Source organism: Paenibacillus sp. 01T431, assembly GCF_056398625.1.
Map to the genome: position 1 here is coordinate 97,871 of NZ_JBFTPT010000001.1, position 15,118 is coordinate 112,988.

A 15,118-nucleotide genomic window follows, 5' to 3' on the forward strand; every position below is an offset into this window, starting at 1 on the left:
CATGTTGAATATTTATATTACTGACGAGCACGGAATACTGAAAGAAACGGATGAGATTACTTCAGGATGCTGGGTCAATCTTGTAGCACCAACGGAGCAAGAAATGAATCTAACAGCTGCTAAAGCACAAATTCCTTTGGATTTTATAAAGGATCCATTAGATGAAGAAGAACGGTCAAGGATTGAAAATGATAATAGCAATGTGCTTATCGTTGTAAATCTGCCATTGGTTTCGACGGATGACAAGGGTATTCCCATGTATGATACGATTCCACTAGGGATGATTATTGCGGACGATTGTTTTATTACAGTGTGTCTAAAAGACAATCCGATTTTTCACGTTTTTGCACAAAATAAAATAAAACAATTTTACACGTACAAAAAAACTAGGTTTTCATTTCAAATTTTATATTTAATAGCGACTTCATATTTGAAGTACCTTAAGCAAATTATTAAAATGACAGACGAAATAGAGAAAAAATTGCATCAGTCGATGAAAAATAAAGAACTATTTTCCTTATTGAATATGGAGAAAAGCTTGGTCTATTTTACAACCTCATTAAAGTCCAACAACATCGTCATGCAGAAAATGTTGAAAAGCAAATACATGAAAATGTATGAGGATGACCAAGAATTGCTAGAGGATGTCATTGTAGAAAACCAACAGGCTATTGAAATGTCTGAAACGCATACGACGATATTAAGCGGTATGATGGATGCTTTCGCTTCGGTCATTTCCAACAATCTGAATATTGTTATGAAGTTTTTGACATCGATTACGATTATTTTATCGCTGCCTACGATGGTCGCAAGCTTCTATGGGATGAACGTTAAAATTCCGTTTCAGGATTACCCTCATGCCTTTTTTATCGCGATGACCATTTCCGTTATTTTATCGAGTGTCACTGCCGTTATCTTCTGGAAGAAGAGGTTCTTCTAAACTATAGCTGCTTTAAATGAAGTAGAGGCTGTTCTAAACGTAGATTTATCTACTTTTAGAACAGCCTCTTTTGGGGTTAGATGAGCTTATTTAATGAACTGGAAGCAGCGAATCAATGAATTCACTAATCTGCTGGTGATATTCATCCCAGAGATAGTCTTTATTCTCAATGATTAGTTTTGGGATGTCCCACGCATTAACAGTTGCACGGACAAAGGACTGACTCCGTGACCACACCTCTGCAGCTTGTTTGAAATCCTCATCTGTATGCAGGGAGACAGGACCCCATTCATTTCCTCTTACGCTGCAAATAAACCGCCATTGTTTCTCAACATCCACTTGATAATAGTAAATAAGGCTAGGTGCCAGTGGTGCCAGTATCTGCTGTAGGGAAGAAGAGAAAACGAGAAGCTTCTGTTTATCCATGCCCATGAGATGAGCGACACTAATGGTGTCTTGAAGAAACACACTTTCAATAATAATGACTTCATGGGCACTGTGTAGCTCAGCTTGAACAAAGTCAAGATAACGAGTGGTGAGAAGCTGTATGAACTGATCTGCTTCTGCTTCATTTGTGAAAGAACTGAACTCCGGTCCTTGTAAGAGCAGGGGATGTAGTGCTTCCTCTTCTAAAAAACACCTTGCTGCTACTTGTTTTGAATTTAGTTTATCTAAAATGGATTTAGCTGTTGTCGTTTTTCCAGAGCCAGGAATACCGTCAATAATAATTAATCTTTTTTGTTTACTCATGTATAGATCCTCCCTAAATTTAAAATGAATAAGGACGGATCATTCTTGGTTTCAGACAGCAAAAATTGAAATTAGCGTTCATTTTCACTTGTTATACCTCCAAACGTTTGGATTCTAACATTAGATTCGCTTCGTTTAATTCATTTCCCTTTTTCTGGTGAGGCTCATTTCACTAGGAATGTTAATTCAACCTTGCTTTGAGTGTATGAGACCAAAGCTTGTGAATTTCTGCTGCAGAACAGTTGAATGCATCTTCAAAATCGAGTGGATTTCTGATGATTTTATTAAGGGCGTCAATGCCATAGTGTTGTAAAACAAATTCAGAGAGCGTATAAGAAAACTGAAACCCCTTTTTTTCATCAAATTCCCATGTGTTATCTTCTAAATCCTCAAAAGTAGGAATTTGGCTGTGTTTCACAAGCTCTGCTATTGAAGAATCGATGTATTCCTTTGTCATGAGACCAGCTTCGTATCCGCCTAGTCCTTGGTATAACCATTTTGGAGCGGCAGGGTTAATATCTGTCACCAACCAAATCGTATAGAGATGGAGTGTTGATTTAAGAATGGATTGATACGTATGTTCTGGACCTGGATGGAGCGGAGAAGCAATTTTTATCGTATTATTCTCAATTACACCCATAAACCAATTGGGCGCATCTGGCTCACCAACCGCATGATGGAAGGATTGAAGATCTGGATAAATTTCTATTGATATTTTTTTTGAAGGTTGATGTCTTAATTGCGTACAAATACGATCAACGCTGGTTTTCAGATGATTGATGATATCTTGATACACCTTGCTATCCTGCTCGGATGCACCCTTAAGCTCATTTTTACTAATAACAGTAATATAGTCGATTACAGACATAAAGCTTCGAACCTCCTCGTCATTGTGCAATTCTTTTCTTAACTTTTCTAAAGCTCTGTACAGGCGATTTTTGACTGCGCTTAATTTCATCTGAGTAATCTCGGACACCTCTTTCAAAGTGCAGCCGACATCATAATGGAGCGAAATGATTTCACGATCAATCTCGCTTAATTGTTCTAAAGCTAAGGTGATATCGATTCGTATCTCTACATTTTTGGTGAATTCAAAAGATATAAAACGATTTTCTAAGTGGTTTAAGTCTACATAGGTTTCGCAATTACGATCTTTTCTTCGGAATTCATTTTTTAAATTGTTGTTCGCAATATGGCATATCCAAGTGAATAGACTAGAATCACCACGAAAACTATTGATGTGCTCCATAGCCTTCATAAATGTTAGCTGTGTTAAATCCTCTGCAGTCTGAATGTCGACCTTCAGCGAGAGAAATCTTCTAATTCTATCGTAATATAGCGTGAAAATGTCCTCGAATTTGTCGTGGGCCCCTGACATCAAGTGAACCTCCCCCTGTCTTCACGTTTATTAGACACCAGGGAGATGGAAAAAGCCACAGCAAAATGTATTATTTATGGATTGAATTTTTTGTTAGTGCTTAAAGGAAAACCTCCCGTTAATTCGATAAATAAATGGCTTTTTGCCCCATTAGCAGGAAATTCTCCTGCTATATTCGTCAAATAGGCCCATTTGGTGAGGATATGCTGAAAATAACAGGAGTTTTTCCATCTAGTGGCTTTGAGAGCAAATAATCGTTTTAATTAGCGGGAGTATTTCCTGTTAAACGGCTTAGCAGCTGCTAAGTTACCTCAGATAGGAACGCCAAAAAACAAAGGAGCAGCCATCTCGGCTGCTCCTTTGTTTTGCGAATCCATTGTTTGAACTTCCACCCACCATCAATACTTCAGCTTCAATAAATTGCGTTCCGCAATGAAGGTCGTTGTATTAAACAGCAGCAGGACATCCTCAATCCCGTTGGCTTCCATGTAGTCACTAATATTGCCGTTATTGTAGCGAATGTCGATCACATGGATATCCTCGACATGTTGCGTCAGGAAAGGGAGGAAGCTGTGCGCATATGAATCTTTAATGACAAGCAGCTTCTTCTTATCGGCTTGCTTCGGAGGAAGCTCGCTGTGAAGCGTCATTAAAGCGTGCACGCCGCCAAGAAAATACGAGTATTTATCCTTCTTTTCCAAATAGCTCGAATCATACATGGTCGTAAAGGTTTTGTCCGTATCAGCCACGTACATGTCTGTTTTCATTCCGTTTTTAGCTTTGTAGGCTTCAATGGAATCAGGTGTTAAACCGCTGAACTGACCGCGAGTATGATAGCTGCCTAGAAAAGAGTTGGTAACGGTCTCGATGTCGAAATCCTTCTCGGCCATTGGCGTCCAGCCCATCTTCTCCGCGTAAGTAACATAGGCTAGATAGGCGCCATAAGTCGTCCAGTGGTGGTCTGTTTTGTAATAAAGCGGTCTGCTGCTGCCGGCTTCAGGCTTCAGAAATTCGAATCCGTCGATAAACGACAAGCTCCCTTTAACCTGATCGGCAATAAAGCTGTTTACCTTCGTTTGCGGGTAAGCATCAGCCAGCCATGGCAGCCGTTCTGGATACAGGCCAATGGAGGTCGGAGCAAGCATAAAGGTGATGTTGGCGTTAGGATGGTTTTGTACAAACTTCTCCACCGCAGCAGTGTATTCTTCTATATCTTTATCGTTCGGTTTATTAAATTTCTCGAACAAATAGCCGTCAGAGCCTTTGTAGATGCCGTTATTTTCCTGCTGCAGGCGAAGCTGCTCAAATACAGACTTCGTCCATACCCAGTTGGTTCGGAAAGGAAAATGATCGGTTACGTAGTTTTCCGTATTATCGGCAAACTTCTTAGACCAAAGATTATCCCAAGTCAGCTCAGGTGACTTCTGGAGCGTGCGATTCTCAACGTCCGAGAATGCTTGTACGGGCAGTAAAAAAAATAATAACGACATAGCAAATAGGACACCGACGAAACCCCACACAAAAACGTGGTCCGTCTTCTTGCTCAAAACCGCCAGCCTCCTTTTACATTAAAAACGGAAGTAAAGAAATGGGTTAAACGTCGCATCAACCAAGTAAGCAACGGACATAAAGAACAACAAAGCATGCCAGCCAAGCTGTAAAACGGGTCGCGTACTTCTGTTTTCCTTGAGCTTGCGCTTAGGCAAGGATGCGAGCACTAATAATACGAGTAAAATTGCATTTGTGTACAACAAATAGAAAGTTTCATTGTTCCATAATGGCTGGTCATTGGCGCCAAACATAGCAGCAAAGTAAGTACCCATATTTCCTAAATCGTCAAAGGCAAAGAATACCCAGCCGATCAAAATAAGCAGCAGCGCATACATATGCCTAACCCAAGCTGGCATTCGCTGCAGCAGCTTTAGTCCAAACCATTTCTCGAACACAAGAACAACGCCGAAGTATAAGCCCCAAAGTAAAAAGTTCCAGCTGGCTCCATGCCAAATACCGGTCAGCAGCCATACGATCATAATGTTGCGAAGCTGTATCCACGGACCTTTGCGGTTGCCGCCAAGCGGTATGTACACATAGTCGCGGAACCAGGTGCTGAGCGATATATGCCAGCGGCGCCAAAAATCAGTAATGCTTTGTGCCGTATAAGGACGATTGAAGTTTTCGTTAAACCGGAAACCAAACATCATGCCTAGCCCAATGGCCATATCGGAGTAACCGCTGAAATCAAAATAAATTTGGAAAGCAAAGGCGATAATGCCGAGCCAAGCGGTCAAGGCAGGCATCGTATCTGCTCCTGTGCTTGATATCGTATTCCATAACAGTCCGATATTGTTTGCGAGCAGCACCTTTTTCGCTAAACCGATAATAAATCGTCTAACGCCTTCAGCGAACAGCTCGATGTTCACTGTGCGATGGCGCAATTGCTCCGCAATTGTAGAATATTGCACGATTGGTCCTGCGACCAATTGAGGGAACAAAGCGACAAACGTACCGAAATCAATCCAGTTGCGTTGTGCCTTTGCTGTACCTCTATAAACATCAATAATGTAGGACATCGATTGAAAAGTATAAAAGGAGATACCGATTGGCAACGCCAGTTCAGTTAATGGTATTTGTGTACCTAATAGTGCATTCACATTGTTAATGAGAAAATCAGCGTATTTAAAATAACCAAGCAAGGTTAAGTTTACGACGACAGAGGCGACGACAATCCATTTCCGCTGCAGGCTGCTCCGCTTCGGGTTGCTAAGAGCAAGTCCGAAGCTATAGTCAGTAACCGTCGAGAGCAGCATAATTGCGATGTACACGGGCTCGCCCCATGCGTAGAATACGAGGCTTGTGGCGAATAAAACAAAGTTTTTAATTCGCCACGGAGACACGAAATACAGCAGCAATACAGCAGGCAGAAATAGAAATAGGAAAAGTAGACTGCTGAATACCATATTGCTTATTTTTTAGCGAAGAAGGAATCGAATTCAGTTACAAATTTATCCGCTTGTTCAGAAATGACGAAAAAGACGTGATTGCCTTTCGCTACAAGCTTGTAGTTTTTGGCGTTTTCGTACTGATCCGGCAAATAAGTTTCAAACGATTTTTGAACATCCGCAGCACGTTTCTTGATTCCGTCCTCAACAGCAGCAATATCTTTAGCATCCTTCACTTTGAAAACAGCTATTTCATTTGTTTTGACATTCATTAACGGTGACATAATTGTATATTCTTCCAGCATAGATGGGTCGAAGTAATACATTTGTTTCACCATGTCGCCTGTCATTTCTGCTAGCGCGGGTTGTTCAATTTTGGCCAACATGCCGTCAACCATCTCTTTTGTCGTTTTTGTTGTTACGAACTGCTCTTCTTTGTTGCCTGATGTATTGGAGTTAGCTCCTGAATTTGAGTTTGAACCTGAGCATGCCGTCAGCACCAAACCTAAAGCAATGACAAGCATAAATGCAAAATATCTTTTTTTCATCGTAATCAATCTCCTCGGTGTCATTTTTGTTATCAAGTTTAAAAACGGAAAATATTAAGTTTATGTTGCAGTTTTAATTATTATGGTAAAATATGACGTTAATAATTCATGAGAATTTGATTATTTCATTCGAGAGAAAAATGAGTGATTACGCGGAGTTTTTGCCATAGAGGAGAGGCTTGACCATGAAGCAGCAATGCTTTTCGATATATCGATGGTCAAGCTCTCACAATAAAACGAGGTCGATAGAGTGGACTCAAAAATAGAAATTCGATTTGGAAAGAAAGCTGGATGAACGCACGGCACAAAAAGCAATTACGAAGTCTTCGAATTCGAATAAACGCGATCCTCGGAATTGCCGAGCACGAGCTCACATTGGCCTGCAGCTGAAAGCTTGTCCAAATAGGCTGCCACTGCAATGTAGATGCCAGGTTTTCCGGTAGACATTCTTATATCTTGTACAAGCTTCTGTTCAATTAAGAAGTTAGAGATCGCTAATGTGCTGATACGTCCGTACTTGAGAGCATCATCAACGACGCGTTGAGCCGGCTGTGACAAATAAAAGGGACTTGAAGTTTTGGCATTCGAGCTGCTTAGCTCAGATTCTCGCATTGCGGCAGCGCCTAATTTTTTGCCAGCCTCCTCGAATGCAAACGCATCTTGGTTCACCGGAGGCTCATCGAACACAAACGCGCCTTGGCTCTCCTCAATCTCATCAAAGACGAATGCGCCTTGACTGTTTTCGATTTCATCAAATACAAACGCACCTTGGCCATTATCGGAATTGTCAAAGCTGAGTACGCCTTGCGTTACTTCGTTATCTCCAAAATCGAAGGAGCCTTGCGAATGTTTTGGAGGGTCAATAGGCTGATTACTGTTCTCCATGATGTCCTTGTCGGAACGGTAGTCGCTATGCAGGTTCGGGGTCTCCGGTATTTGCTGTTCATCGTCTTCTGAAGACGATTGATCATAGAAGGTTAAAGCGGCTGCTATTCGCTTCTTCCTGCTCGCTAGGTCCAGTTCATGCAGTCTTCTGCGGATACGGGACAGCTGTCTCTCCAGCAGCGGAAGATTGGCATCGATATGTGCTTGAATGTCGGCAGGTACTTCAAGCTCAGATGGCAGCGGCAAAAAAAGATGCTGATCGAGCTGCCAGCCATCTCTATATTTGCATAACATTTCATTCATCTCGCCATCGAGGATGTCGAAGCCTTTCATAATATCCGATATAGCTTTCGCATCAATTCCGGTATGCAGCTGTAAATGCTCGATACCGAAGTAGCGAATCGTATTGGTAGGGAGATGAAGCACCTGATGCTGGTAGCGCAAGGAACGGCCGCATTCACATTTTGTATGAGGAGACACTTCGCCGCTATCGGTGAACCCGATATAGTCCCATTCTTCAATAAACGATTCAATATCCTCGAATTCAGCATCCTCAGGAATGAACTGGCATTTTTTTCGGGCAAGCTGTCGTGCGAATAACGTTCTTCTGCCTCTAACGAGCTCATGGTGCAAAAAATGACGTTGCTCCTCCGTGAGCGTTCCCATTATGTTATCGCGCTGCTCCAGCGACATCTCGTATTTCATAACACACCTCTATTCCGTCTAAAAAGGGAGTGAAGTCCCCCTTTATTGCATACTTTATTTATTCACATTATAGATGGGGGAGCACAAGAAGTCATTAGCGATGCCAAACTATACAACTCATTACCCGTTTTTTCATAATGTTCAATCCGCATCATTAAGATTTGTTGCTAAAAAAACGAATTCGTCCTATCAGGAATTGAAAGTGTATAATATAAAGAAGCTGAGGTTGTATAGATTTTATTTCATAATAAAGGCAGGTCCTCATACTTATGTCCAGCAAAAAAGAGAAAATTGAAGCACCTAAAATATCAAGCGAATTGCAATCTTTAGACGTTCCTGATTACGAATGGGCGGATGAGATTGAGATTAGCGACAGCATCATTCAAGACAGCGGTGTTCATAATCAATCGGCTTATAAGCCTTGTTTTGATCGCGTGGTGTTTAATAACGTATCGTTTCGGGCGACAAGCCTGCGAAAAGCGGAATTTACCGATGTTCGTTTTGACAACTGCGATTTATCAAATATCGATCTAAGTGAAGCGGTATTTCATAGGGTCACATTCCTTAATTGCAAGCTGCTTGGCATGGATTTGACAGGCTCAATGCTGCGCAACGTAAGGTTCGAGCAATGTGTGGCGGATTATGCCGTACTGCGCTTCACCAATGCCAAAGGCGTTAAATTCGACAAAAGCTCGTTAGCCAAAGCGGACATGTCCAATATGACATTAGCTAATTTCTTTCTGCATGAAACAAATATCGATCAAGCGCAGCTTTCACAGACGAAGCTTGGCGGCATCGATATTAGCAGCTGTGAATTTAACAGCTTAGGCGCTTCGCTAGAGGATTTGCGGCGCTGCATCATCTCGCCTGCACAGGCGATTACAATGGCGACGATTTTTGGGCTTGTTGTGAATGATGGAACATAATGGCGAGCAGTATACCAACGCCTAAATGGTAACAAAGAAGACCACTGCGTACGAGCAGTGGTCTTCTTTTTGCATGGGAATGATTTACTTATATATCGTGTCGTGATACAATCACATCATGATATATCGAAATGCGATATAACGTAGGGTGATATACACTTTCAGTAGTTCCACACAAAAGGAGCCGAGTCACAATGGAGAAATTACTTCGCAATTATTTGCCTATGTCGGAAACGGCTTTTTATATTTTGCTGTCGCTTATAGAGACTCGTCATGGTTACGGGATCATGCAGCATGTAGATGAACTAACGAACAACAGAATTCATTTAGGCGCTGGGACTTTGTACGGAAGCCTGTCGCGCATGGAAAAAGACAGCTTGATTGAAGTTGTGCTTGAAGAGGATAGGCGTAAATTTTATCGCATCACGGATGACGGTAAAACCTTGCTCCAACTAGAGATGAACCGGATCGGGGAGCTGTATCATAATAGTTTAAAAGTGGAGGGGAAACTTCATGAATAACGAGAAACGGGTGACGAAATGGTGGGTAAGTTGGGATTCGGAAAAAATAGAGCGCTGGCTTGAGCAAGAGGAAGCTGAAGGATGGCATCTGAGGAAAGTAAGCGGCAATGTCGTTCGTTTCCATTTCCAGAAGGGTGAGACTAGAAAGCTAAGATATTGCCTCGACTATCAGATGAACAAAGACCCAAACTATGTGCAGCTGTTTAAAGAAGCAGGCTGGGAGCTCGTATATTCCGGCGCAGGCTGGTATATTTGGCGAATGCCCTACAGTGAGGTGCGGCCTGAAATCTACTCCGATCTGGATTCTCTAATTGATCGCAACAAAAGAATTTTGTCCCTGCTTTCAGTCGTATTATTCGCACAGTTTCCCATTATATTGATTAACATTTTTCCGTTACAAATGTTCAATCCATGGTCATTAATCATTTTAGGCTTGTATATGATCGTTGTTGGGTTGTTTGTTTATGGTATTATTCGTATCGTTTCCAATAATCGAATGCTTATCAAGAGACGAGATTTGCATAAATAGCACAGAAGTAGAGGCTGCCCGCGGGCAGTCTTTTTTCTTTTTTCACATGTGTGCACACCGTTTTGAGCAGGTGAAAAAATCAAACCTGAGTGAACATAAACGCTTCATTTTCGGGAGAATTAGGCGGTCTAATGGAAGTTCATTGCTGTCTAAATTGTTCAGTTGAAGAGACGGTACACCTAGGCTAACATTCATGGAGACGTTCTAAGCAGCATGATCTGCAAACGCATACATAAAGAGCGGATACCCAAACTAAAGGAGGAATTCAATTGTTGAAAAGAAAGAAATGGCTGTCTTTGGCGCTATGCTTCTCTCTATTAGCAAGTTTTCTAACCTCGCTTGCCCCTGTAAACGCAGCAAGTGAAGGGCTAGAGGAAGCTTTAGCTGTCACCGACGATTTTACAGAGCAGGAGCTGAAGGATAACGATTATATTTTATATTTCGTTAATGCAGGCGATTCAACCCCAAAGACGGTTGAAGGGAACGACAAGCTGGGCTTGTATAGCTCGGTTACGGAGCAGGTATATGGAATGGATCCCCTAACATCTAAATCATGGGGCTTGTTGACGACAACGAGCGGCACAAACGTCTGGGATGCAGCGACCAAATTCGGATCGTTAAGATATTATAACGGTACGCAGGTTAGAGATAAGGCACTGGCTTATGACTTTGAGCTGCCAGCAGGCGAATATGACGTGACCTTTGGCTTCAATAATCCATGGAGCGGAAGAAGCGTGAACTTGCTGCTGGAAGGGAATAACGTTTCTGGCGGTGATTTTGCCATTGGCGGTGAAGGGGCTGAGAAATCGGTTACTTATCGCAAAATCGGCGTTACCGATGGGATGTTAAACGTAAGGATACAAGGGCCGGCAACAGCTGCGCTCTCAAACTATAACGATCCACTCGTTAATTATCTCATCATTAGACAGAACAGAACGGTTCCACTTTCTGATTTAGATGACAAGATTGCAGCAGCAAGAGCTGAAGCAGCAAACACGAAATATACGCCATTCAGTCTCGCAGTACTGAACGAGGTCATTCAAGAGAGTGATTCCATTCTGCAATCGCTAGTGGGCAGCGGTGCGGATATTACGGATCTCGCAATTCAGGAGCAGATTATTTCGGCTATCGCAGCATTATCAAAGGCGATATCAGAGCTGGCGGTTAAAGAGACATACAATTCTTTTAAGCCCGGTGCGGTTTGGAGAGATACGAACGGAGCGCTCATTCAAGCGCACGGCGCTGGCATGATGTTTGATGAGAATACACAAACCTATTACTGGTATGGCGAGGATAAAACCTATGGTTATTTGCCTGCCAGAGGGGTAAGGGTTTACGCGTCCAAGGATTTGTACAACTGGGAGGATCATGGACTCGCCCTGACAGCGATCGGTTCCATAGATGACTTTGAGAATGATCCGCTTATTTCAGAGCTATATGCAGGTCGGACAGATCAAGCTGATATTTTGAACGACATCGGTACGGATCGCATCATTGAACGTCCTAAAGTCATTTATAACGATCATACAAAAAAATATGTGATGTGGATGCATACGGATGGCCCAAGTGCGACATCGACAGCCAACTATGCGAAAGCAGAAGCCGGCTATGCGCTTAGTGACTCTCCGCTCGGACCTTTTGTCTATCAAGAGAGCCACCGCATGGACCAAGCGCCTAAGGGAGCAACTGATAACGGCCAGCCAAATCAGCCAGGCATGGCGCGGGATATGACGTTATTTAAGGATGACGACGGCACCGGTTATTTGATTTATTCGAGTGAAGAAAATTTAACGATGTACATCTCCAAGCTCAATGATTCGTATACAGATGTTGTTGGTTGGCATAAAGACGGCAACGAAGAGCGAGATACGGAGTACAAGGGAGTGCATGGCGAGGACTATGTGCGCGTATTCCCGCTCGCTCAGCGCGAGGCACCAGCACTATTTAAGTACCAAGGGAAATATTACATGATTTCATCCGGTGCGACGGGCTGGGCTCCGAACGTGGGCAAATATACGGTTGCCGACAGTATGATGGGACCGTGGAAAACGATGCGCGATGTTGCGCCTGGAAGCTCAACGACCTTTGGCTCGCAGAGCACTCAAGTGATTACAGTAGACGCGGCTGCGGGGAAATTCATCTATATGGGTGACCGCTGGAATCAAAACGATCTTGCGAATTCCCGCTATATTTGGCTGCCGATTGAATTTGGTCAAAATGATGAAATTGCCCTTCAATGGCATGATGAGTGGTCGCTTGATTTGCTCGACAGCATGGGGAAGGTGACATTGAATACTCCGCTTCCTGCAAGTACAACAATTGGCAAAGCGCCAGCACTTCCGACTACTGTGCAAGTGACCTTATCGGATGGAACGGTGAAGGATACGCCGATGAGCTGGAGCATAAATGAAGCGTCATTCAAAATTCCGGGAACGGTGCGCGTCAGCGGCAAGCTGACAGAGATCTCCAATAAGGTAATCGAACATCAGATGTATGTCATTCCAGAGGGCAGCACTTATTTTGTTCATGCAGGCGGTGCGGAAACGTCAGATTATAAAGATATTACTCAATTGATTGGCGAAGATCATTTGCTAAACGGAAACGTTATCGATCAGAAATATGATCCGGCGAACAATCAAACTTGGGGTTATATCGGTGACAATACGCTGACATCCGGTACGAACAGCGGCAATATCTTTGATGGATTGCGTTATTTGAAAAGCAATGCAGGCAATGATCTCTCGTACCGCTTCGACATCGATAATGGAAGCTACGATGTTTATGTAGGCTTGTACGACCCGTGGTCCCAGTATTCAAATGGCAAACGGATAGCTGATATTTTGCTGAACGGAACGGTAAAAACAAGCGGGTATGTTTTCTCCTCAGCAAAAGATGTGCTTAGCTATGGCAATGTAGCCGTTGATAACGGAAAGCTGGAGCTGACGGTGCATAGAGCAGCGAATGCAGGTGCAACAAGCTCTGATCCGCAAATTAGCTGGATTATGATAACGGATAGCAAAGGCGATGTTGTTGAGACTCCTACAGAGCTGATTGTCCATTATGACATGAGCAAGCTGGAAGGTACTTCGGTCATTGACCAGACTGGCAATTATAATGGCAAATGGATTAACCCTGCCAACGCGGAGTGGATTAAGACAGATGCAGCCGGAGCCATCAGCTTTGCAGGAGGCAATACAAGCTCTTATATTGAAATGCCGCAGGGTGTTTTGGATGGGCTGACGGATGTCACGGTATCTGCCCTTGTCAATTGGAAAGGCAAGAACAGTGCAGAATGGCTGTTTGCGCTTGGACAAGGCGATACACATTATTTGTATATGACGCCAAAATATAATGCAGACAGCACGGCGCGATTCGGTATCGCAACGAATGGCTGGCGCAATGAAGTGGCGACGAAAGCGCCGCTGCTCCAATCAGATGATTGGAAGCTCGTTACGGCAGTAATGTCGGGTACAGAAAACAAGCTGTTGCTGTATGTAGACGGCCAGCTAGTCTCGTCTGGTAATGCTGGCGGCTTTACTCTCGATCAAATTAACAATAAAAACGGCATCAGCGGTTTTATTGGAAAATCCTTTTATGCGGGAGATGCTTATTTTGGCGGTATGATCGCAGACTTCCAAATCTATAGTGGCGCACTTCTTGCCTCTGAAGTGAGCGAGCTTAATGTGGCGGCAAATGAGAAGCTGGCAAGCATGGAGGTGCTGTTGCTTCAACATGCGGCCGATCAATTAGACGACCTGAGCTTCCTTGGGGAGAATAGCAGCAAGGATGCAGTGATGACGGATCTTGAGCTGCCAACAACTGGGTTGCATGGAGCAACCATTACATGGCAATCAGATAATGAGTCAATCATTAGTAATAGCGGTACTGTTGCACGGCCTGTTTTTGAAAATGGAGATCAGAATGTAACACTGACCGCTGTTCTATCAGATGAAAAATCGACTGTAACAAGAACTTTTACGTTCACTGTGTTGAAGCAGCCGGATACGGCTGTTCATGTAACAGGAATTACGGTGAACAAGGATGCGGTTACGTTGAAGGAAGAAGAGCAGCTGCAATTGACTGCAGAAGTTGCACCGCTGAACGCGGATAATAAAGCCGTGTTATGGTCCAGCGATGCAGCAGCCATTGCATCGGTCGATACAAACGGCATTGTTACAGCTCTAAAAGAAGGAACAGCTACCCTTACGGTTGTGACGGTAGACGGTGGATTTACAGCTAAGGTTGCCGTTACGGTGGAGAAAAAGAAGGACACTGGCGTAGAGCCTAGCCCAACTCCAGATCCAACACCGAGCCCTAGCCCGGACCCAACACCAAGTCCGAGTCCTGATCCAACGCCCAGTCCGACGCCAAACCCTGGAACGAACCCAACACCAAGTCCGGTTCCAACACCGAGCCCAGATCCAGAGCCGCATTTCAAGGATACAGCAGGGCACTGGGCAGCAGCATCGATTAACAAGCTGTCGGACAAAAACATTTTGGGCGGTTTTCCAGATGGCAGCTTTAAGCCTAATCAGGAAATGAGCAGAGCGGAATTTTCAGCGGTTATTTACAGATTGTTAGGCCTCAAAGCAGAAAGCAGTGAATCTGGCTTCGGAGATATTACGCCGACTGCTTGGTATAGTAAATATGTGAATGGCTTGTATGCCGCTGGAATTATAACTGGTTTTGATGATGGCAGCTTCAAGCCGAATCAGGAAATGACGAGAGAGGAAGCATTCGTTATTTTGTATAGAGCAGTTAAAGATCAAATGATCGTTGCCTCCGGAGCGGCCAAACCATCCTTTGCGGATGAGCAAGGCGTGTCCAGCTGGGCCAAAGAAGCGATAGCAGCATTAACGGAAGCGGGTATCATTAAAGGTTATGAGGATGGTTCAATCAGGCCAAAGGAAAAGATTACACGCGCCGAGATTGCATCGATTGTAGCAAACTTCGTCAAATAGCAGGTTTAACGCGAGACATCCCAAAATAAGGGATGT

At 43.5% G+C, this 15,118-nt stretch carries 11 protein-coding genes; 5 read left to right on the plus strand and 6 right to left on the minus strand.

Features of this window, described 5'->3' with window-relative positions:
- Nucleotide 1 precedes the first annotated feature (1 nt).
- Nucleotides 2–940, plus strand: a complete 939-nt coding sequence (locus AC1DM9_RS00440) for a magnesium transporter CorA family protein (RefSeq protein WP_477577996.1) — start codon at nt 2–4, stop codon at nt 938–940.
- Nucleotides 941–1,030: 90 nt separating this feature from the next.
- Here the strand turns inward: AC1DM9_RS00440 and AC1DM9_RS00445 are convergent, their stop codons facing one another.
- The 6 genes from AC1DM9_RS00445 to AC1DM9_RS00470 all read right to left on the minus strand — a co-directional run bounded on the left by AC1DM9_RS00445 (nt 1,031) and on the right by AC1DM9_RS00470 (nt 8,145).
- Complete coding sequence (locus AC1DM9_RS00445; RefSeq protein WP_477509906.1) at nt 1,031–1,690, minus strand: P-loop NTPase family protein; 660 nt, start codon at nt 1,688–1,690, stop codon at nt 1,031–1,033.
- A 181-nt stretch (nt 1,691–1,871) separates the two neighbouring features.
- Nucleotides 1,872–3,068, minus strand: coding sequence for an RNA polymerase sigma factor (locus AC1DM9_RS00450; protein WP_339205040.1), 1,197 nt, complete (start codon nt 3,066–3,068; stop codon nt 1,872–1,874).
- A 398-nt stretch (nt 3,069–3,466) separates the two neighbouring features.
- The gene (locus AC1DM9_RS00455; protein ID WP_477577997.1) at nt 3,467–4,615 is read right to left on the minus strand and encodes a DHHW family protein; all 1,149 of its coding nucleotides are present in this window, start codon (nt 4,613–4,615) and stop codon (nt 3,467–3,469) included.
- Between the two features lie 21 nt (nt 4,616–4,636).
- The gene (locus AC1DM9_RS00460) at nt 4,637–6,025 is read right to left on the minus strand and encodes an MBOAT family O-acyltransferase (protein WP_477577998.1); all 1,389 of its coding nucleotides are present in this window, start codon (nt 6,023–6,025) and stop codon (nt 4,637–4,639) included.
- A 5-nt stretch (nt 6,026–6,030) separates the two neighbouring features.
- Complete coding sequence (locus AC1DM9_RS00465) at nt 6,031–6,555, minus strand: DUF4358 domain-containing protein (RefSeq protein WP_477577999.1); 525 nt, start codon at nt 6,553–6,555, stop codon at nt 6,031–6,033.
- 315 nt (nt 6,556–6,870) lie between these two features.
- A complete protein-coding gene (locus AC1DM9_RS00470; protein WP_477578000.1) occupies nt 6,871–8,145 on the minus strand; it encodes a DUF3895 domain-containing protein in 1,275 nt (424 codons plus the stop codon).
- A 269-nt stretch (nt 8,146–8,414) separates the two neighbouring features.
- Here AC1DM9_RS00470 and AC1DM9_RS00475 point away from each other — a divergent pair, with 269 nt between their 5' ends.
- The 4 genes from AC1DM9_RS00475 (at nt 8,415) to AC1DM9_RS00490 (ending at nt 15,082) form a co-directional block, all read left to right on the plus strand.
- Nucleotides 8,415–9,071 (plus strand): pentapeptide repeat-containing protein, encoded by a 657-nt coding sequence (locus tag AC1DM9_RS00475; RefSeq protein WP_441880797.1) that lies wholly within the window; start codon nt 8,415–8,417, stop codon nt 9,069–9,071.
- 194 nt (nt 9,072–9,265) lie between these two features.
- On the plus strand, nt 9,266–9,592 hold the full coding sequence (locus tag AC1DM9_RS00480; protein ID WP_477578001.1) for a PadR family transcriptional regulator: 327 nt from the start codon (nt 9,266–9,268) through the stop codon (nt 9,590–9,592).
- The gene (locus tag AC1DM9_RS00485; protein WP_441880795.1) at nt 9,585–10,121 is read left to right on the plus strand and encodes a DUF2812 domain-containing protein; all 537 of its coding nucleotides are present in this window, start codon (nt 9,585–9,587) and stop codon (nt 10,119–10,121) included. Before AC1DM9_RS00480 ends, AC1DM9_RS00485 begins: the two co-directional genes overlap by 8 nt.
- 269 nt (nt 10,122–10,390) lie before the next feature.
- The gene (locus AC1DM9_RS00490) at nt 10,391–15,082 is read left to right on the plus strand and encodes an S-layer homology domain-containing protein (RefSeq protein WP_477578002.1); all 4,692 of its coding nucleotides are present in this window, start codon (nt 10,391–10,393) and stop codon (nt 15,080–15,082) included.
- The last annotated feature ends 36 nt before the right edge of the window (nt 15,083–15,118 follow it).

Bases quoted from the DNA above. Each gene is read 5' to 3' on its own strand.
- AC1DM9_RS00440 (WP_477577996.1), top strand. From the start codon at position 2: ATGTTGAATATTTATATTACTGACGAGCACGGAATACTGAAAGAAACG.
- AC1DM9_RS00445 (WP_477509906.1), bottom strand. From the start codon at position 1,690: ATGAGTAAACAAAAAAGATTAATTATTATTGACGGTATTCCTGGCTCT.
- AC1DM9_RS00450 (WP_339205040.1), bottom strand. From the start codon at position 3,068: ATGTCAGGGGCCCACGACAAATTCGAGGACATTTTCACGCTATATTAC.
- AC1DM9_RS00460 (WP_477577998.1), bottom strand. From the start codon at position 6,025: ATGGTATTCAGCAGTCTACTTTTCCTATTTCTATTTCTGCCTGCTGTA.
- AC1DM9_RS00465 (WP_477577999.1), bottom strand. From the start codon at position 6,555: ATGAAAAAAAGATATTTTGCATTTATGCTTGTCATTGCTTTAGGTTTG.
- AC1DM9_RS00470 (WP_477578000.1), bottom strand. From the start codon at position 8,145: ATGAAATACGAGATGTCGCTGGAGCAGCGCGATAACATAATGGGAACG.
- AC1DM9_RS00475 (WP_441880797.1), top strand. From the start codon at position 8,415: ATGTCCAGCAAAAAAGAGAAAATTGAAGCACCTAAAATATCAAGCGAA.
- AC1DM9_RS00480 (WP_477578001.1), top strand. From the start codon at position 9,266: ATGGAGAAATTACTTCGCAATTATTTGCCTATGTCGGAAACGGCTTTT.
- AC1DM9_RS00485 (WP_441880795.1), top strand. From the start codon at position 9,585: ATGAATAACGAGAAACGGGTGACGAAATGGTGGGTAAGTTGGGATTCG.